Below are 19,237 nucleotides of genomic sequence, written 5' to 3' on the forward strand. Positions count from 1 at the left end.
TTATAGATTAGATCTATATTGGCTCATTACTCAATCATCATAAGGTCAGCACTGCTGGCAGATTTTAATTGTCGTAGCGCAAAAATAGAGCGGGTATGGCGTATACCTTTCATAGAATATAAATTTTTACGTAAAAAACGCTCATAGTGTTCAGCATTTTTAACTGCAACTTTCACCAAATAATCATAATCGCCAGTGACTAAATGTGCTTCTACTACTTCTGGCATATTGGCTAAAGTTTCACTAAATTGATCTAAAATTTCATCGTCGTGACGTTCTAATGTAATTTCAATAAAGAATAATTCATTGATCCCAATCGATTTTGGGTTGATGTTGGCTGTATAGCCGTCGATAATTTTTAAATTTTCTAAACGCTTTAAGCGTGTCCAACACGGCGAAGAGGAGAGACCAACACGTTCAGACAGCTGGGCTATGGTGAGTCGTCCATCTTCTCTTAATGCGGATAATATTAAACGATCAATTCTGTCGAGGTTGTGTCGTGCTTCACTCATGCCAAAATAGAATATAATTGAGAAAAAATAGTTATATCATTTTTTGCAATGGTCGGCTGATGAAAATAAGTACACTTAGACGTTCAGTGCAGATTTTAAAGATAGAAAATAGAATATGTAAGCTGTCAGGCAGTTTGAATGAATCTAAAAGTAGAAATTATTGTGCAGTCCATAAAAAGACCACTCAGCCGGATTACTGACTGAGTGGTAAAAACTTAAGCGTGTAACTGTTGTTCAATGATCGGCCATAGGTTTTGATGTGACGATTTAAACATCAACATATGGCCGATGGCTTTATGACCTGTTTCTTTCGGTTTTAACTCAATCATTTGAGTCGAAGCATTCGGGTATAAGCGCAGCAAGTCTTTGACATTGGCTTCCGTGGCGATTTCGTCATCAGAGCTCCATACGGCAGTGATCGGGCAGCTCACTTGTTGATGAAAATCATGCTGAACAGTTTTGCCTAAGGCATTGATGACATAACCGGGTTTGCTACAAAATTCAGCCCATTCACGAGCAACATCTTTTGGCAAATTTTCACCCATGCCAATTGCATTGGTCGGGCCATAGCCAATGGTATAGCGTGCAATCGGGAAGATCACATTAAACATCACTGGAGCTAAAAGTTTGGTACGACCTTTAAGTTTTTTTACATGACCTGTAGAGCCAGAAACAGCAACCACTTTGGCAACTTTGTCAAAATTTGGCACGATACCTAATAATTGTCCGCCTGCGCTATGGCCGAGTAATATGACTTTAGGTGCTTGCGTTTTACTGATTAAAGCGTCGATTGCCGCCGGGATATCAAGCTGCCCCCATTGAACAATACTTGCTGTCGATTCTTTTAGAGGGCTGTGTAGCGACTCACCAATACCACGAAAATCAAAAACTAAAACGTCATAGCCTTGTTGGCTCAACCATGTTGCATAACTATTATAAAATTGCTTGGTAATGCCTGTGGCTGGACAAATCAACACAGGTAAAACCTGTTTGAGCTCTGTCTGGTGTGGATAATAGCGCGCACTCAGTGAATAGCCGTCTTGGCAATGAATCGTGAGTTTTTCAGATGATGACATGATTCAAACTTCATGGGTGTGTTCCGATGACTCTAATTTACACAAGTTCCAAAAAGAAACCTGAAAAGAGTATGACTCTAAAGTCATGTCATAACAGGTTTGAAGTAAGTATTATTGGAGAAGAAATACAGATAAAAATAATGCGTGTAATTGAACAATGGATGTAAATTAAAAATGGACATGCTTCAACTTTCGGGTGCAGTAAAAATTGCGATAGTCTTTAGTGGGATTTATTTATGGGTAGGTATGCTCACGGGTGTGTGGAAATATGCACAAATAAGACAGTCTGAACTGGCACGTGCGCATTATTATGTCGATATAGCACATCGGAGCAGTTTGTTATACGCCCCAGCGACACTCATTTTGGCGGTATTGGCCTATTTTTCAGCACTTCCACATACACTCAATTTACTCTTTGTAATCATCAATCTGTTCTTTTTTAGCTTTTCGATTTTAAGCTATATACTGCATGGCTTTTTAGCTGATACCACCAATCAATTTAAAGTCCCTCACGTCTTAGGTAAATGGCATTTGCCTAAATGGATGATGAGTATGGCAATGCTTGGATTGGTGATTGGTGAATTAATTGCAACACTCGGATTGCTCTTCGGAGTCATTGTTAAATTTTGGTTTTAAGCAAAGTATATGAATCAGAAATGGTTTGAATGAGATTGGAAGCTAATCAGGAGATAAACGCTTTTAAAGTGCAGACGATGGTTATGTAGAAGAATTTATAAAAACAAAATTTGAAGTTAAATAGAATCGAAAATTCATGAGAAAAGGCTGATGATTTTCTGGTTATTTTAGGGATTATTTGTATTGTTATTTAAAAAGGGTTAAATGATCGAGAAGGTAGGGATTGGCATCTTTTCTTTTTTCAAGATGGATGATGCCTCATCCATCTTCTAACTTAAAATTCTGTTGATTTTTGCTTTCGATATTTGTGGTCAATGACTGCCCATAAATAAAAGGCCACCGAGACAATAAGCGCATAAGCAAAGTATTCAGGTCTTAAATTTCCTTGTATTAAGCCTTGAATAAGTAGTGTCAGCATGAGAGCAATAGTGGTGCTTGTATAGGTCACCATGTTCTTATTTGCCTTCAGAGCGTTAATGAAGAATTGCTTTTTGAAATGTACTGATAACATCTCCACCCCTCCGTGTTGTTGTTTAGCCAAAACCCATGATTTTGGTCAGGTTTGAACTACTGTTGTACTTCGAAACTAGAAGTATTTCAATAGTAAATGTCATTATTTTGTCATAAAACTATGTTAGATCATCATATAAGAATAATCATTTTATTCATATACTAAATATTATGAATCTAAAGGTGTTGACTGGTGAGTAAAATGGTCGATGCATAATATCTATGTATGAATAAGCAATATATATACCAACACGGGTATATCGGCTTTATGACAAGAAACCGCCTAGCTTACAGTCTGAATCGGGCTTAATCATGGAGTTTGTGTACGGTGTATTTTGCAGAAAGTATTTGTATTTTAACTATTATTATATTTTGTAGCCAAAGGGCTGGCTTTTTTTCTCATCATGAAAATAAAACTTTATTTAAAAGTTCAATGACTTAGGGTTATTGCGCTGTAGTAGGACAAATAAATGTCAGTTTGGGTAAAACTCGACAATTATTGGTCACAGGTAAAATCGTCATTCGGGTAAAACTCCGATTTTAGACAGGTCAAAAAAGGTTATTTTTTAACTTTGTCAATTACAGCAGCAATAATCAGCACAATCGCAGAAGGGATCAGCCATGCTAAATTTTGTTGAGCAAGCGGTAGATTGGCAATAAAGCTTGGAAGTGCATCTTCGAAACCAGCCACTTTTAAACCGTCAAAAATACCGAAAATAAACGCACATGCGGTAACAGGCGCAATAACTCTTGATGGTGAAATAAACCATTTAGAGCAGAAGCTCAGTAGGATAACGGCAATCGCAGGTGGATAAATCGCACTTAAAACAGGCACTGAAACTGCAATGAGTTTGGTTAAACCTAAGTTTGAAATCAGCAGTGAGAAACCAACTAAAATGAACACAAAAACTTTGTATGGAATTTTAGTCAATTCTGAGAAATATTCAGCACATGCGCAGGTTAAGCCAATCGCGGTCACCATACATGCAACAAAGATCATTGCAGATAGGAAATAAGCGCCCATATCACCAAAAGCATGTTGTACATATGCATGCAGGATCACTGCACCATTTGTTGCATTTGGAGCAATATCATGGCTGCCCATACCGAGTTTGAATAAGCTGATATAAACCAGGGTAAGACCAATACCAGAAATAATACTGGCAATGACAGCATATTTGGTGACGAGCTTACTATCCGTTACGCCGCGTGAAGTAATGGCTTTGACGATCACAATACCAAAAACTAAAGCGCCTAAGGTATCCATGGTTAAATAACCATTTACTACACCTTCAGAAACTGGTGCAGTTACGTAGTTATCAATTGCAGGTGGAATCACACCGGCAGGGATAAAGAACGCAGAGATACCCAGTATAACGAGGCCTAAAATCTTGAGTGGTGAAAGGAAATAACCTACGGTATCTAAAATTTTATTTGGGTAAAGTGAAACAATCGTCACCAATGCAAAATAAATCACGCTATAAATCAGCAGACTGTTTGCGCTGTTACCAAAATAAGAAGAGAAACCAATTTCATAAGAAACGGTAGCTGTACGAGGTGTTGCAAATAAAGGTCCAACAGCTAAGTAACACGCGACAGTAAGGATAATGCTGGCTGCTTTACCCAAAGGCGAACTTAAAACTTGAATAGAACCTTCAACACGCGACAAAGCAATAATCGTGATGACAGGTAGACCAACTGCGGTGATTAAGAAACCAAATGCAGCTAACCAAACATGTTCACCCGCTTGCTGTGCGACAATTGGTGGGAAAATAATGTTACCTGCACCAATAAATAGTGCAAAGGTCATAAAACCTAAGGCAACAATATCCCGTGTACGAAGACTTGTCATAAAGGGGAGATGAACTGTGAAAAAAGGCAATTTTAGTGCAATTAAGCTCGTTTTTGGAGCAAAATTTATAAATCGTATAGATAGTTTTTATAATACGAATTATGAATATATTGACAGATAAAATAATGTTTTATTTATGTTTATGATAAATAAAAGAAATTTATTGTATATAAATTTTTTATAGGAATATGTTTAGCTATTAAGATTTATCAGATATAAATCAATTGTTCTAATTTTCAGCACTAAATAGGATGCTATAAGCCGAATAAATGCAGAAATATTGGCTGAATAAAACAAAAAAAATCTAAAAGGTCTATAATTCGGTGTATTCAAATTTGAGGATATTCAGATGAAAGCTTCCAAAATCACGATTAAAACCGAGCAAGATATTGAAAAATTACGCATTTCAGGTCGTTTAGCTGCTCAGGTTTTAGAGATGATCGGGGAGTATGTCAAGCCGGGCGTGACCACTGAATATCTAGACGATATCTGCAATGATTTTATCGTCAACACACTTAAAGTGATTCCTGCCAACGTTGGCTACTATGGCTATACCAAAACCACCTGCATTTCACCGAATGAAGTGGTTTGTCATGGTATTCCTTCGAAAGAAACCGTATTGAAAGACGGTGACATTATCAATATTGATGTTGCTATCATTAAAGATGGTTATTTCGGTGATACCAGTCGTATGTACTATGTGGGTGAGGTTTCGCCTGCGGCTAAAAAGTTAGTCGAAACTACTTACGAAGCGATGGTTGCAGGGATTCATGCAGTTAAACCGGGAGCAACATTGGGTGATGTAGGCTATGCCATTCAACAAGTTGCTCATCGTGAAGGCTACAGCATTGTACGTGAATACTGTGGTCACGGGATTGGTAAAGTTTATCATGAGCAACCAAGCGTTTTACACTATGGTCAACCGGGTCAAGGTGTCATTCTGAAAAAAGGCATGGTCTTTACCATTGAACCGATGATTAATAGCGGTAAAGCGCGTACTAAAGAGTTAAAAGACGGCTGGACAGTAATTACTGCAGACCGTTCTTTATCGGCACAGTGGGAACATATGGTTGTTGTAACCGATACTGGTTTTGAGTTGTTATCTCCATGGCCAGAGGGTACAGGCGCATATCCCGCGATCTAAGCTCTGTAGTGATGTTAATGCCATATTTGCTGTGTCTAAATGATTGAAGTTAAATAAAATTATACATTTGTATATTTTTTGACTTTAGTCTAGGAGTTCGTGGTGGTTATGGGTGTTATCGTTTTTAAGACTAACTGGATTTATCTAAGCCTTAATTTGTAAGGCTTTGCCTATAGCTCAAAAAATCAGTTAGAGCTATTAACGATTTAATAAAGATGTATTTTATTTATACAATAGCCCTACAGATTCTGCTGTAGTTTCTGATTTTACTTAGTTTTTAAGTTTTCGCTTACCCATCACATGGGTAAGCTTTTTTTTTGCTTAAAATTTAGCGTGTTCATGTTGGCTGAGTTTTTCAACTAAGTAATCAATGAATACACGTACAGCAGGTAGTAAGCCACGACGAGATGGATAAACTGCATGGAAAATACCATGTGCAGCTTTCCATTCAGGTAGTACATGAACCAAAGCACCTGATTTCACGTGATCGGACACAATACTGTCGGGTAATAACACCACGCCACAATCTTGGCAGGCCAGTGCAGCTAACATAGACAGGTCAGAGCCCATCACGGTTGGGTTAACTTTGATTTTTTTCTGATGATGCTGTGCATCGGTCACAATAATATGTTGATCGAGATGCTCATCCGCCATACTTAATATTTGATGCTGAGATAAATCTTCAGGTTGTTTGAGTTCACCAAATTTATTCAGATACGCCTGACTGGCAAATAAGTGCTGCTCAATTGTTTCAAATTTACGAATGACTAAATTCGGGTCATCGTCTAAATTTGAACGGACACGTAGAGCAAGATCGAAGCCTTCATTAATGATATCTACGCGCCGATTGGTCACCATCATTTGCACTTTGATTTCTGGATATTGCTTTAAAAATTCAGGCAATATTTTGGTCATTTCATTTTGCGCGATGGAAACAGGTAAGCTGACTTTAATTAAGCCGCGCGGCTGTGTGCTGAGATGATCAACCAAATCGTGTGCGGCTTGAGCGGCATTCATCATGACTTGTGCATGGCGGTAGATATTCATACCAATATCTGTAACAGCAAAATGTCGTGAGCTACGTTGAATCAGGCGGACACCTAAACGTTCTTCTAAGTTATAGACCCGACGACTCAGTTTTGATTTTGGAATATCTGTTGCACGTTCGGCTGCACTAAAACCACCATGTTCGACCACTTGGGCAAAACAATAAAAATCATCTAGATCACTCAGCACTGTTCTTATTCCATATTTGCAACGATTTAGCTAATTAACTTGAATTGTTTCATGAAGTCAATCACGTTTTGTAGTTTTTCATGTGAAAAGGTTGAGCAAAATTGCCAAGACTAAAGTCGGGTTAACCTTATAATCGTTTCACATTAGCATGACCAAACAATAAATGTGGTGTATACATCTTTTAAATAACCGAATTTGAAGGATGTGATTTGAGTGTCGTCCTGATATATTCAAATAAAAGACCATTATGAAAGAAATTCGACATTATAGGACAATGTCATGGAATTAAGACATTTACGTTACTTTGTCGCCGTTGTAGAAGAACAGAGTTTTACGAAGGCTGCTGAAAAGCTATTTATTGCTCAACCTCCTTTAAGTCGTCAAATTCAAAATTTAGAAGAAGAGTTGGGTGCGCAGCTTTTTGAGCGTGGCAGCCGTCCTTTGAGAACCACCACCATTGGCCGTTTCTTTTATCAGCAAGCCGTGAAATTACTTTCCAATGCAGAAGAAATTAAGCTCATTACGCAGCGGGCCAGTGCTACTGAACGTACGATTAATATCGGTTATGGCGGTTCGCTACTCTGTGGTTTATTACCTCGAATCGTTTATTTGTTCCGTCAGCAATATCCACACTTAAATGTAAATTTAATTGAACTGAGTGCAGTCGATCAGATTCAGGCATTAAAAGAAGGTCGGGTTGATGCATGCTTTAGCCGAGTTCGGGTGTCGGATCAGGCGGTTAAACGTGTGCTATTGCGTGAAGAGCCACTAATTGTTGCGGTGCATTCGAGTCATCCTTTATCTTCACAGCAGCAGATTGCATTAAATAATCTCAAAGATGAGCAGATTTTTATCTATCCAGCAACGGATGGTCAAAGTTATGCAACGCTAATCAAGTCGTTGTTTTTAGAATATGGTATGGAGCCGAAACGCTTTAACACTCAAGCTGATTTGCAGCAATCGCTAGGCATGGTTGCCGCAGGCGAAGGCATTTGTATTGTTCCTGAATCTGTACAAATTATGCAGTTTAGGCATGTGAATTATGTGAAATTATCGGATAGTGCTGCCATTAGCCAAATTTATTTGATTGTGCGGAATGATGATGAAGGGGAATTGGCGCGTCCTTTATTTGACTGTGTTTACCAAGTGTATGACTTGGAAGCAATTGAATACGATCGTCGGGTTTTCTAGGGTCTATTTTAAAAGTAATTATGAAGTTAATTTTGAAATTCAATTTTGAAGCAAACAGTTAAGTAACGTTTACCTTCATACAAATATAGGCTCAATCTTGAAAGTTTTGAGCCTATTTTTTTCAGTCTTATAGGGTTACTTGTTTTAAGAACTTGGTGATTTCACGGCTAAATTTGACCGGTTCACTGAGCAATGGCGTGTGTCCCGATTTTTTAAAAATAATCTGCTCAGCATTGACTAGGCTGTCAGCAATAATTTTTTGACCTTGAGCAGGATAGAGGATCGATTTTGCCCCTGTGAAAAAAGTCGTCGGAGCGGTGAGTGCTGCAATGGCTTCACGATAATCTTCAGTATGGTTCAAATAATTTTGAATATACCAATATAAATAGGCCACACTTTGTGAGGGTAACATCAGCTTCTGTAATGTTGGTTTTTGGTATGCGAAACGGAAAGCGGATAATGCATAAGGATTGCTATTTTGTAAGTCTATGAACCTTAACCAAGCATCGACCAGACTTTGACGGTCATGTTTATTCATCTGCTGTGCAAATGGCACGGAGAGGTTGGTTGCAAGTACCTTCGAGATGTCTTCTAAAATACTCAAAAACTCAGTGTGGCGTTTGCCATATAAACCATATTGCCAATCAGCATCCACTCGAATTTTAGGCGTTTGATCGATGTGCAAATAACGTTTAATTTTTTTGGCAAACTGACCGTATTTTAAACCGTGCATGGTGGTTGTTGCCCCCATGGAGTAAGCAATCACCGTGATTTTATCGTAACCAAGTTGGGAAACTAAGCTGTCAATATCTCGCCAATGGCTTGAAATGGTATCCATATTTGGAATTTGACAATGTTTAGAGCCGCCAAATCCACGCCAGTCTGGAATGATAAATTTAAAGTGTTTTCGGTGTTGATATAGAAAAGGGTGCCATTGCCAACTTTGCATGCCGAGTCCAGATAAAACCAGGATGGGTTCTCCTTGACCATATTCACGAACATACAGTTGTTGTTGATCTGGCATTGTATAGTGCGGCATGCGGCTTCCTATTTATTTTTTTGTTTTAGCGATTAAATTTATGCAACTGTGGAATGATGGTTTCAAGCCATTTGATCCAACCGATTTCCAAATCAATTCCAAGCTGTAAAATCATTTTATGAATGTACAAAGTACGGTCTTCATCATGCGCATGTGCAAAGTCTTTTGCAAAAATAGACTGGTACACTTTTAGTTTTTCTTTGTGAATTTCTAGATGACGTTCTAATTCGGGTAATACGCCATTTGTACCCAGCTGAGCTTCTGCACGTAAACGAACCATCAACTCTTCACGTAACTGAGCCGGAGGGCTTTGCTCAACCATCCAATTGGCTAATTCAACACGTCCAAGCTGTTCAACTTGGTAGGTTTTTTTACGGGTTGTACTGTGCTCATCTTCAATAGTGCTGATCCAGCCTTTTTGCTGCATACCACTGAGTTCACGGTAGATTTGCTGATGTGTTGCATTCCAAAAAAAGCCCATAGAGCGGTCAAAACGGCGTGCAAGGTCAATTCCTGTACTCGGTTTTTCAAGTAAGCTCGTGAGTAAAACATGGGCTAAAGACATATATGGCTCAGTCAAAATAGTTTGTACTTTTTATTATGCAACATGTTGCATAAAAATCAAATCTCGCATATAAATTAGTGCAACAAGTTGCAAAAATCTTGTATGCGTAGATGGAAAGAGAAAGTTCGTATACAAGCGAAGATAAAAATAGCCAGCTTTTCAGCACGCTAAGGAGAAAAAATGTCAAATTATCCAAATTTATTGGCACCACTAGATTTAGGTTTTACAACGCTAAAGAACCGTGTATTGATGGGTTCTATGCATGTCGGCCTTGAAGAAGCACCGGGTGGCTATGAACGCATGGCAGCTTTTTACGCTGAGCGTGCGAAAGGTGGTGTAGGTCTGATTGTAACTGGTGGTATTTCTCCCAATGATGATGGTGTGACATTTGCTGGTGGCTCAAAATTAGATTCTTTAGAAGAAGCAGAAAAACATAAAGTGATTACGCAGGCGGTACATGATGCTGGCGGTAAAATTGCGATGCAGATTTTGCATACAGGTCGCTACTCGTATCAAGCCAATAATGTTGCACCTTCATCTATTCAAGCACCAATTAACCCAGTAAAACCGCAAGCTTTAAGCACAGCAGACGTCGAACGCACGATCAATGATTTTGCTCGATGTGCTCAGTTAGCACAGACAGCTGGTTATGACGGTGTAGAAGTAATGGGGTCAGAAGGTTATTTAATTAATGAGTTTATTGCTGCACGTACCAACCACCGTGATGATGAATGGGGTGGCAGTTATGAAAACCGGATTCGTTTTCCAATTGAGATCGTGCGTCGTACGCGTGAATTAGTCGGTGAAAATTTTATTATTATTTACCGTCTTTCTATGCTGGATCTGGTTGAAGGTGGTTCGACTTTCGAAGAAGTTGTGCAACTTGCAAAAGCCATTGAAAAAGCCGGTGCAACTATTATCAATACCGGTATTGGTTGGCATGAAGCGCGTATTCCGACCATTGCAACCAAAGTACCACGTGCTGCATTTACATGGGTGACCAAGAAATTAAAAGGTCTTGTGAATGTTCCTTTAATCACCTCAAACCGTATTAACACTCCTGAAATGGCTGAGCACGTACTTGCTTCGGGTGATGCAGATATGGTGTCCATGGCACGTCCAATGCTGGCTGACCCACGTTTTGTAGAAAAAGCAGAACAAGGTCGTAGTGATGAAATTAATACCTGTATTGGTTGTAACCAAGCCTGTCTAGATCATATTTTCTCGATGAAAATTGCAACATGTTTGGTTAACCCTCAAGCTTGCTATGAAACTGAACTGATTTTTAAAGAATCTGCACAGGTGAAAAATATTGCTGTGATTGGTGCGGGACCTGCAGGTTTAAGCTTTGCAACTTATGCTGCAGAGCGTGGTCATAACATAACTATTTTTGAAGCATCGAGCCAAATTGGTGGACAGTTTAATATTGCGAAAACGATTCCTGGTAAAGAAGAGTTTTATGAAACGCTGCGTTATTTCAAACGTAAAATAGAACTATTGCCTCAGATTAAATTGGTATTGAACCATACAGCAACGTATGAAGAATTAGCTCAGTCTGATTTTGATGACATCGTGGTGGCGACGGGTGTAACACCGCGTCAGTTAGATATAGATGGTATTGATCATCCAAAAGTATTGAGCTATTTACAGGTATTACGTGAACGTCAACCTGTTGGCAAACGTGTAGCAATCATTGGTGCAGGCGGTATTGGTTTCGATACGGCTGAATATTTAACGCATGAAGGTGAAAGCGGTAGCCTCAATCCTGAGAAATTTTATGATGAATGGGGTATTGATACCACTTATGCGCAAGTCGGTGGCTTGAAACATCCAGACGTCGAAGAATCGCCGCGTGAAGTGTATTTATTGCAACGTAAGGCTAAATCGGTTGGTGCTGGCTTAGGTAAAACCACGGGTTGGATTCACCGTACAGGTTTGAAACACCGCGATGTGAAAATGATTGCGGGTGCAAGCTACGACAAAATTGATGATCAAGGTTTGCATATTACCGTTGATGGTCAATCACGTATTTTAGATGTTGATCATGTGGTGATTTGTGCAGGTCAGGAATCCTATACTGCGATGTATGAACAGCTACAAGCAGATGGGAAAAATGTGCATTTGATTGGTGGTGCGAAAGAAGCAGGTGAGTTAGATGCTAAACGTGCCATTCGTCAAGGTGCAGATTTGGCTGCGGTGATTTAATCAGCCTCATACTAAACCACGACAACTTCATTCAATTTAATATGCAGTTGTCGTGCTTCCTCTCCATTTGGGAGAGGAGTTTGAGGAAAGGGAAATGATTCATCAAAAAAAAGGACATAAACATGATTATTGAAACAACAAAAAAATCTGTTGCACGTTGGCACGAAATGCTTAACACACGGGATATGAATATTTTAAATGAACTCTTGGCAGAGGATGTGGTGTTTCGTTCACCTGTCGCGTTTAACCCATATCCAGGTAAGCCTGTAGTAACTTTTATTTTGACCAATGTGATTCAAATTTTTGAAAATTTTACTTACCACCGTGAGTTTTATAGTGAGGATGGCCTCAATGTTGTACTTGAGTTTTCTGCCAATGTTGGCGAGAAAAAGTTAAAAGGGATCGACATGATTCAGTTTAATGAACAAGGTCAGATGATTGATTTTGAAGTCATGCTTCGTCCAAAAAGTGGCTTGGAAGCATTGGCGGCGAAAATGGGTGAGCGCATTATGCAATATCAGCCTTAAATCTGCTGATTTTAAATGCTCATCACAGAATGATAAAAAGCATGATGGATATTGTCATGCTTTTTGCTTTTGAGGCTTAAGCAAACAAATATTGCTAGCGAGATATGGTTTTGTAGATACATTTTTTTACTGGGCATTGTTAGTCAAAGTGAAAAGATTGAAATGATTTGCTGTGGTGCGAAGCGAGGTGAAGGTAAGGTCAATGAATAATGTGATGCATAAAGGGCGTCAGGCTCTTTTAAACTTTGTAGATCATGCAATTGGTGCAGAATTACCACAGCTTTATTATCATCCTGAAGGGCAAATGAAAGATGTGCTGCCGAAGTTAAAGCAACTACATGAAAAATATCGTCCTACGCCTTGGTTGTCGAATACTCATGCACATTTACTGTATTTTGATGTCATTAAAAAGCGCCAAGTAAAGCTCAATTACGACGCCATAGAGCAACTAACCATGGCTGATGGTGGAATCACAGCCATTGCATGGTTGGGCTTAGATTTGCCTGCAGATGTACCAACCGTGGTGCTCATGCATACGATTACGGGAACGCCTGAAAGTATGCGAGAAGTGGTTCGGGATCTTCATCTATATACTGGTTGGCGTATTGCACTGTGTTTAAGGCGTGGTCATGCCAATTTGCCTATGCCAGTTGCCAAAATAAATTTATTTGGTTCAACAGATGACTTACGTGAACAGATTGCCTTTATTCAGCAGAAATTTCCCGCATCGAGTTTGTATGGCGTCGGTTCATCTGCAGGAACGGGGCTATTGGTTCGCTATTTAGGCGAACAAGGTGAGGAAACACCACTTAAAGCGGCTTTTGCTTTATGTCCGGGCTATGACACTGAGCTTGGCTTTAAAAATGTCCACCCTTTTTACAGTAAAATGATGACCAAGAAGCTCTTTCAGAAGTTTGTAGAACCCTATTCTGCAACATGGTCATCAACACCATCTTTAATAGAAGTCCTAAAAAGTAAAGATCTGGCGCAGTTTGAACGTACATATTTTCAAATGGCGGGTTTTACTGATTATGAAAGTTATGCCAAATCCACCAACCCAATTTATGTATTTGAAAATCTTAAAATTCCTTTGATGATTTTAAATGCCGAAGACGATCCTATTTGCCACATTCAAAACTTTGAACCCTATAAAGAATTAATCCGTTCTTTGCCGAATGTAGTGGTGGTGACCACTAAAAAAGGCAGTCACTGTGGTTATTATGAAGGTTTAGTCGACACCCATTCATGGGCAACCAAATTAATGGCAGATTTTTTAAAGTTATATGCGAACTAAAAAATAGCCTACTTTGGGTAGGCTATTTTAAGTATGTGTTATTCAGCTTGTGCGCAACATGCAGTAATTTGAGGTTTAAGCTTCATCTGTATCAATACTAAAATCAACGCTATAGCGCTCAGTGTAGCGCCTGCATAAGACACCGCAGCATAGCTTAGGTTAAGATTTAGCACTGCGGCACCTGTGACTGCACCCAATGCATTTCCAAGATTAAATGCACCAATATTCACTGAAGAAGCGAGGCCTGGTGCATCGTGAGCGACTGTCATAACACGCATTTGTAAAGGTGGTACGACGGCAAAGGCTGCTGCTCCCCAGATGATTAATGCAATCGCTGCGCCAATGGTGGTGGTTGCTAAAATTGGAAATAACAGCATCATCAGCATCAGTAAGACTAAAAAGCCAATCAAGGTCTTATCTAAGGATTGATCGGCAAACTTACCACCGAAATGGTTACCAATTGAAAATCCGATCCCGATTAAAACCAACATGAAAGTGATAAGTTCAGGGCTTGCATGAGTAAAGACTTTTAAACTTGGTGCGATATAGGTATAGAGCGCGAACATAGCTCCAGCACTCATTACCGTGGTGAGCAGTGCTAAAACAACAGGCATGCGTGTTAATACTTTTAACTCTGCTCGTACATCAGGTTTTTCGGTCTGTTGCTGATGGGGTAGTGCTTTCCATAATGCCAACATGGTGATGATGCCCAGTAAGGTAATAGCGGCAAAAGACATACGCCAACCGATATTTTGCCCCACCCACGTTGCGAGTGGCACGCCGCCAATATTGGCAATGGTCAAGCCCATAAACATCATGGCAACGGCACTGGCTTGTTTATCTTTAGGTACGACACTCGCAGCAACAACAGAACCTAAGCCAAAAAATGCACCATGATTTAAGCTGGTGACTAAGCGTGCCGCCATTAAACCTAAATAATCTGGCGCAACTGTGGCAAGCAGATTGCCAAGGGTGAAAATTGTCATTAATAACATGAGTGATGTACGTTTTGAAAAACGTGCAAGCCATAAAGTCATAACGGGTGCGCCAATCATGACACCGATAGCATAGGCACTAATCAACAAACCGGCTTGCGGTATTGATACCGATAGATCTTCTGCAATTTCAGGTAAGAAGCCCATGGGTGAAAATTCAGTGGTACCAATAGCAAATGCACCAATTGCGAGAGCGAGCAGGGTAAAATTAATTTTCATGTTATAGATCCCAAACTGGAGCAAGTTCAAGTGGACTTACTTCACGTGCATTTTTGTCTAGTGTGGCAATTGCCTGCATCTGTTCAGGTGTTAAGTGAATGTCTTGAGCTTTTAAATTACTGATTAAATGTTCACGTTGGGTTGATGATGGAATAATGGCATAGCCTTTTTGCAGTGCCCATGCGAGTGCAATTTGAGCCGTAGTGACTTGAGTCGAAGTAACTTGGTGTTCGGCTGCAATGTTTAACAGCGTTGGGTCTTGCAAAACTTTGCCATAGGCCAAAGTCATATAGGATGTGACATCTATATTGTTGGCTTGCAGATAATTGACCAAGTTTTGATTTTGCAAATATGGACTGAGTTCAATTTGATTGGTTGCAATATTTTCCAGCCCGATGTGATCAATGGCTTGTTGAGTGAGCTCAATATTAAAATTAGATACACCAATATATTCAGTCAAACCTTGTTTTTTTGCCTCAAGTAAATGTCCCATTAATTCTGGAATATTGACTCCAAGTGCAGGTGCTGGCCAATGAATAAGTGTGAGGTTAACTGCATCCGTCCTTAATTTAATTAAGCTGTCCTTTAGGCTGGGTATCAGTTTGTCGGCAGCATAATTTTCAGTCCAAATTTTCGTGGTTAAGAAAATATCAGCTCGATTGACCTGACTTTCGTGGATTGCTTGGCCTACTTCTGCTTCATTACCGTAAATTTGTGCGGTGTCTACAGCACGATATCCAAGCTCTAAGGCTGTTTTAACTGAGTGAATGACAGTATCACCTGTCAAACGGAAAGTACCGACACCAAATTGGGGAACAATCATCAGGAATTCTCTTTTTTGAATTGATGCTATTGTGCTGCTAATTTTATTGAAGAAAAATGCATGAGTTTGGAATATATTATTGATTAAAAATCACGAATTAGAATATGCAATGAAATCGACCATTGAGGAGCTTCAGGCTTTTACTGTTATTGTAGATAGTGGCTCTATTATCAAAGCAGCAGAAAGACTGGATCAAACAGCATCTGGTGTCAGCCGCGCATTACAGCGTCTGGAATCTAAATTAAATGTAACCTTGTTGGAACGAACTACCCGCAAAATTAAGCTCACGCAAGAGGGGCAATTGTTTTTAGCAAAAACACGGCGGATATTGAATGATTTGAGCGAAGCGGAAGATTCTCTGCTGAAATTAGATGCAGATACTTCGGGATTAGTGCGAGTCGATTCAGCAATTTCTTTTATTCTGCATATGATCGTTCCCTTGATTCCAGAATTTAATGCACGTTATCCGCATATACAGATTGAATTGGTGAATCATGATCAAGTGATTGACTTATTAGAGCATAAAGCGGATGTTGCAATTCGCTTTGGAAAATTAAACGACTCCAGTTTGCACGCAAAACTTATCTACAAGAGTCGACTGTGTTTGGTGGCGAGTCCTGAATATCTTCAGCAGCATGGACGTCCGCAAAATGCTGATGAGCTAACCGCACATGCTTTACTTGGATTTAGTCAAATTACCCATATGAATACTTGGCCGATCCAAGTCGCAGGGAAACCTTTGACGATCCGACCAAATATTAAGGCATCAAATGGTGAAACCATTCGTGAGCTTGCGATTCATGGGATGGGCATCGCTTGTCTATCGATTTTTATGTTAGAAAAAGATATTGCAGAAGGGCGATTGGTACAACTTTTAGACGATCAAATTGAGCCACATGAACAGCTTATTCATGCTGTCTATTATCAACAAGAGCATTTACCGAAACGTGTTCGTTTATTTATTGAATATTTAGCTGAAAAATTACAAGAATAGTTGTGAGAAAAACTGTGCGTCGTTGTGTACAGATTTTTATTTACATAGAAACAATAAAAAACCCGACTTTTGCCGGGTTTTTTTGATCATTGGTTTGATAAAACTTCGATCTTAGTTCTCTAAAGCTGGTGTTGCAGCAGCAATGGCAGCAGCCACGGCGTCATCTTCAGACTGTGCAGAACCTGAGTTTTGTTTAGGTTGAGCCGCTTGCGCAGGTTTTTCTGCCGCTTTAGGCGCTTCTGCTTTTGGAGCAGGAGTTTCTGCAGGAGGAGTAGGTTCACGACGAATTTCAGTTGTTGTATTCGGTGTTTCTTCACGAATCACTTCAACTTGCTGCTGAGTCGGTTCTTCAACAACTGCTTGTTCTTCAACTGGTTCTAATTGTGTAGGTACAGATGCTGTTGGTTCAGATGCTGCAACTTCAACCTGTTCCTGTTCTTCTTCTTTTGGTGCTTCTTTTTTTACACATGCTGTAAGAAGTAGACCTGTTGCGATTGCACCGCAGATTAAAAGTTTCTTATTCATAATTACACAAAACAAAAAAGTGTGGATTGGATAACTGCATTATAACAGCAAATAAGAATATAGAAATGATAAGAACTTACTCTAAATTTTTATGATAATTGCTGTTACAATAGTCAATTGTTAATTGTTCTATGAATTGATGCGGAATGACTTTGCTTTCTTGGTACAGAGTAAAGTAAAATCGCACAACATTGTAGGCCAATTTAGGCTCCATTGTACGAGAAACTTAATGACCCATTTTATTTTCGTTACTGGTGGTGTTGTATCATCACTAGGTAAAGGTATTTCAGCTGCATCAGTGGCTGCGCTTTTAGAAGCCCGTGGTTTAAAAGTAACCATGGTAAAAATGGATCCATACATTAATGTCGATCCAGGGACTATGAGTCCATTCCAACACGGTGAAGTTTTTGTCACAGAGGATGGTGCTGAAACTGACTTAGACTTGGGTTATTACGAACGTTTCTTGCGTCGTGCGAAAATGACCAAACTGAACAACTTTACTTCAGGACGAGTGTACCAAGATGTCTTGAATAAAGAACGTCGTGGTGACTACCTTGGTGGTACAGTTCAAGTTATTCCACATATTACTGACAATATTAAAGAACGTGTTCTTCGCGCAGGTGAAGGCTATGACGTTGCGATCGTTGAGATCGGCGGTACAGTAGGTGACATTGAATCTCTCCCATTCATGGAATCTGTACGTCAACTTATGGTCGAACTAGGTCATAAGCGCACAATGTTAATGCACTTAACTTTACTCCCATACATTAAGTCAGCTGCTGAATTAAAAACTAAACCAACTCAACACTCTGTAAAAGAGCTTTTGTCGATTGGTATTCAACCAGACATCCTGATCTGCCGTACAGAGCATGATGTTGATGCTGACACTACACGTAAAATCGCGTTATTTACGAACGTTGAAGCACGTGCAGTTGTGGTATGTAAAGATGCGCGTTCAATTTACCAAATTCCACGTACTTTCTATGAGCAAAACGTTGATGATTTAATCTGTGAACGTTTTGGTTATAACGATCTTCCAGAAGCTGATCTTACAGACTGGGATAACGTTGTAGATGCATTACTGAACCCTGAATACACAGTTCGTGTAGCGATGGTTGGTAAATACGTTGAACTTCCAGATGCATACAAATCTGTAAACGAAGCACTTTTACATGCGGGTATTCAAAACCGTGTGAAAGTTCAAATCGACTACGTCAATGCAGAAGAACTTGAAAGCCAAGTTGTAAACGACGTATTAAAAGACGCGGATGCAATCTTAGTGCCGGGTGGCTTCGGTGAACGTGGTACAGAAGGCAAAATGAAAGCGATTCGTTTTGCACGTGAAAACGGTGTGCCATTCCTTGGCATCTGTTTAGGTATGCAGTTGGCTGTGATCGAATATGCGCGCAACGTTGCGGGTATTAGCGATGCAACTTCAACTGAATTTAACCGTTCTACAAAATCACCATTGATTGGTCTAATCACTGAATGGTTAGATGAGCGCGGCGAAGTTCAACAACGTAATGCAGATTCTGACTTAGGCGGCACAATGCGTCTTGGTGCTCAAAAATCTGAATTGGTTGCAGGAACAAAAACTGCACAAGTTTACGGTTCTGAAGAGATCGTTGAACGTCATCGTCACCGTTATGAAATGAACAACCGTTATATCCCAGTGCTTGAAGAAAAAGGCATGAAGATTTCAGGTTATTCTCCAGTACAGCGTCTTGTTGAAACTGTTGAAATTCCTGAACATCCTTGGTTTATTGCTGTACAATTCCATCCGGAATTTACAAGTTCACCACGTGATGGACACCCATTATTCGCAGGCTTTATTGATGCTGCTAAAAAGCAGTACCAAAAAGCGAAATAATGTGTTTTTGACTAAACCAGGAAG

General features: G+C 39.6%; 18 protein-coding genes. 8 read left to right on the forward strand and 10 right to left on the reverse strand.

Annotated elements, in window-relative coordinates:
* Nucleotides 1-26: 26 nt before the first annotated feature.
* The gene (locus FTV27_RS02865; protein WP_078188537.1) at nt 27-512 is read right to left on the reverse strand and encodes an Lrp/AsnC family transcriptional regulator; all 486 of its coding nucleotides are present in this window, start codon (nt 510-512) and stop codon (nt 27-29) included.
* A gap of 215 nt (nt 513-727) precedes the next feature.
* Nucleotides 728-1,588 carry an alpha/beta fold hydrolase gene (locus FTV27_RS02870; RefSeq protein WP_180063817.1) on the reverse strand — a complete coding sequence of 287 codons (861 nt, stop codon included), beginning with the start codon at nt 1,586-1,588 and terminating at the stop codon, nt 728-730.
* 174 nt (nt 1,589-1,762) lie between these two features.
* Between FTV27_RS02870 and FTV27_RS02875 the strand changes: the two genes are divergently transcribed.
* On the forward strand, nt 1,763-2,224 hold the full coding sequence (locus FTV27_RS02875; protein ID WP_180077020.1) for a hypothetical protein: 462 nt from the start codon (nt 1,763-1,765) through the stop codon (nt 2,222-2,224).
* A 274-nt stretch (nt 2,225-2,498) separates the two neighbouring features.
* Here the strand turns inward: FTV27_RS02875 and FTV27_RS02880 are convergent, their stop codons facing one another.
* The gene (locus FTV27_RS02880; RefSeq protein ID WP_078188534.1) at nt 2,499-2,735 is read right to left on the reverse strand and encodes a hypothetical protein; all 237 of its coding nucleotides are present in this window, start codon (nt 2,733-2,735) and stop codon (nt 2,499-2,501) included.
* A 558-nt stretch (nt 2,736-3,293) separates the two neighbouring features.
* Nucleotides 3,294-4,586: a branched-chain amino acid transport system II carrier protein gene (gene brnQ, locus FTV27_RS02885; protein ID WP_180077021.1), complete on the reverse strand. Its 1,293-nt coding sequence runs from the start codon at nt 4,584-4,586 to the stop codon at nt 3,294-3,296.
* Nucleotides 4,587-4,935: 349 nt separating this feature from the next.
* Between brnQ and map the strand changes: the two genes are divergently transcribed.
* On the forward strand, nt 4,936-5,730 hold the full coding sequence (gene map, locus FTV27_RS02890) for a type I methionyl aminopeptidase (RefSeq protein WP_078188532.1): 795 nt from the start codon (nt 4,936-4,938) through the stop codon (nt 5,728-5,730).
* A 321-nt stretch (nt 5,731-6,051) separates the two neighbouring features.
* On the opposite strand, the gene FTV27_RS02895 is transcribed toward map, so the two are convergent.
* Nucleotides 6,052-6,966 (reverse strand): LysR substrate-binding domain-containing protein, encoded by a 915-nt coding sequence (locus tag FTV27_RS02895; RefSeq protein WP_180011275.1) that lies wholly within the window; start codon nt 6,964-6,966, stop codon nt 6,052-6,054.
* Nucleotides 6,967-7,245: 279 nt separating this feature from the next.
* Here FTV27_RS02895 and FTV27_RS02900 point away from each other — a divergent pair, with 279 nt between their 5' ends.
* Nucleotides 7,246-8,157 carry a LysR family transcriptional regulator gene (locus FTV27_RS02900; protein ID WP_078188530.1) on the forward strand — a complete coding sequence of 304 codons (912 nt, stop codon included), beginning with the start codon at nt 7,246-7,248 and terminating at the stop codon, nt 8,155-8,157.
* A 127-nt stretch (nt 8,158-8,284) separates the two neighbouring features.
* On the opposite strand, the gene FTV27_RS02905 is transcribed toward FTV27_RS02900, so the two are convergent.
* Both FTV27_RS02905 and FTV27_RS02910 read right to left on the reverse strand, forming a co-directional pair.
* A complete protein-coding gene (locus FTV27_RS02905; protein ID WP_180077022.1) occupies nt 8,285-9,196 on the reverse strand; it encodes an alpha/beta fold hydrolase in 912 nt (303 codons plus the stop codon).
* A gap of 25 nt (nt 9,197-9,221) precedes the next feature.
* Nucleotides 9,222-9,761 carry a PadR family transcriptional regulator gene (locus FTV27_RS02910; RefSeq protein WP_180022122.1) on the reverse strand — a complete coding sequence of 180 codons (540 nt, stop codon included), beginning with the start codon at nt 9,759-9,761 and terminating at the stop codon, nt 9,222-9,224.
* Between the two features lie 180 nt (nt 9,762-9,941).
* Here FTV27_RS02910 and FTV27_RS02915 point away from each other — a divergent pair, with 180 nt between their 5' ends.
* The 3 genes from FTV27_RS02915 (at nt 9,942) to FTV27_RS02925 (ending at nt 13,787) form a co-directional block, all read left to right on the forward strand.
* Entirely contained in the window at nt 9,942-11,966 is a 2,025-nt protein-coding gene (locus FTV27_RS02915; protein WP_180077023.1) for an NADPH-dependent 2,4-dienoyl-CoA reductase, read from the forward strand.
* Nucleotides 11,967-12,088: 122 nt separating this feature from the next.
* Nucleotides 12,089-12,493 (forward strand): nuclear transport factor 2 family protein, encoded by a 405-nt coding sequence (locus FTV27_RS02920; protein WP_180077024.1) that lies wholly within the window; start codon nt 12,089-12,091, stop codon nt 12,491-12,493.
* A 202-nt stretch (nt 12,494-12,695) separates the two neighbouring features.
* Nucleotides 12,696-13,787: a YheT family hydrolase gene (locus FTV27_RS02925; protein ID WP_180077025.1), complete on the forward strand. Its 1,092-nt coding sequence runs from the start codon at nt 12,696-12,698 to the stop codon at nt 13,785-13,787.
* Nucleotides 13,788-13,825: 38 nt separating this feature from the next.
* Here FTV27_RS02925 and FTV27_RS02930 read toward each other — a convergent pair whose 3' ends face one another.
* The gene (locus FTV27_RS02930) at nt 13,826-15,001 is read right to left on the reverse strand and encodes an MFS transporter (protein ID WP_180077026.1); all 1,176 of its coding nucleotides are present in this window, start codon (nt 14,999-15,001) and stop codon (nt 13,826-13,828) included.
* Nucleotide 15,002: 1 nt separating this feature from the next.
* A complete protein-coding gene (gene dkgB / locus FTV27_RS02935) occupies nt 15,003-15,824 on the reverse strand; it encodes a 2,5-didehydrogluconate reductase DkgB (RefSeq protein ID WP_180077027.1) in 822 nt (273 codons plus the stop codon).
* 109 nt (nt 15,825-15,933) lie between these two features.
* Between dkgB and FTV27_RS02940 the strand changes: the two genes are divergently transcribed.
* Nucleotides 15,934-16,818, forward strand: coding sequence for a LysR family transcriptional regulator (locus FTV27_RS02940; protein WP_180077060.1), 885 nt, complete (start codon nt 15,934-15,936; stop codon nt 16,816-16,818).
* A 111-nt stretch (nt 16,819-16,929) separates the two neighbouring features.
* Here FTV27_RS02940 and FTV27_RS02945 read toward each other — a convergent pair whose 3' ends face one another.
* Nucleotides 16,930-17,343, reverse strand: coding sequence for an internalin (locus tag FTV27_RS02945; protein WP_180022126.1), 414 nt, complete (start codon nt 17,341-17,343; stop codon nt 16,930-16,932).
* Between the two features lie 229 nt (nt 17,344-17,572).
* Here FTV27_RS02945 and FTV27_RS02950 point away from each other — a divergent pair, with 229 nt between their 5' ends.
* A complete protein-coding gene (locus tag FTV27_RS02950) occupies nt 17,573-19,213 on the forward strand; it encodes a CTP synthase (RefSeq protein ID WP_180077028.1) in 1,641 nt (546 codons plus the stop codon).
* Nucleotides 19,214-19,237: the final 24 nt, after the last annotated feature.

Origin of the sequence: Acinetobacter sp. YH12251 (genome assembly GCF_013417465.1) — a bacterium.
GTDB classification, from domain to species: Bacteria; Pseudomonadota; Gammaproteobacteria; order Pseudomonadales; family Moraxellaceae; genus Acinetobacter; species Acinetobacter amyesii.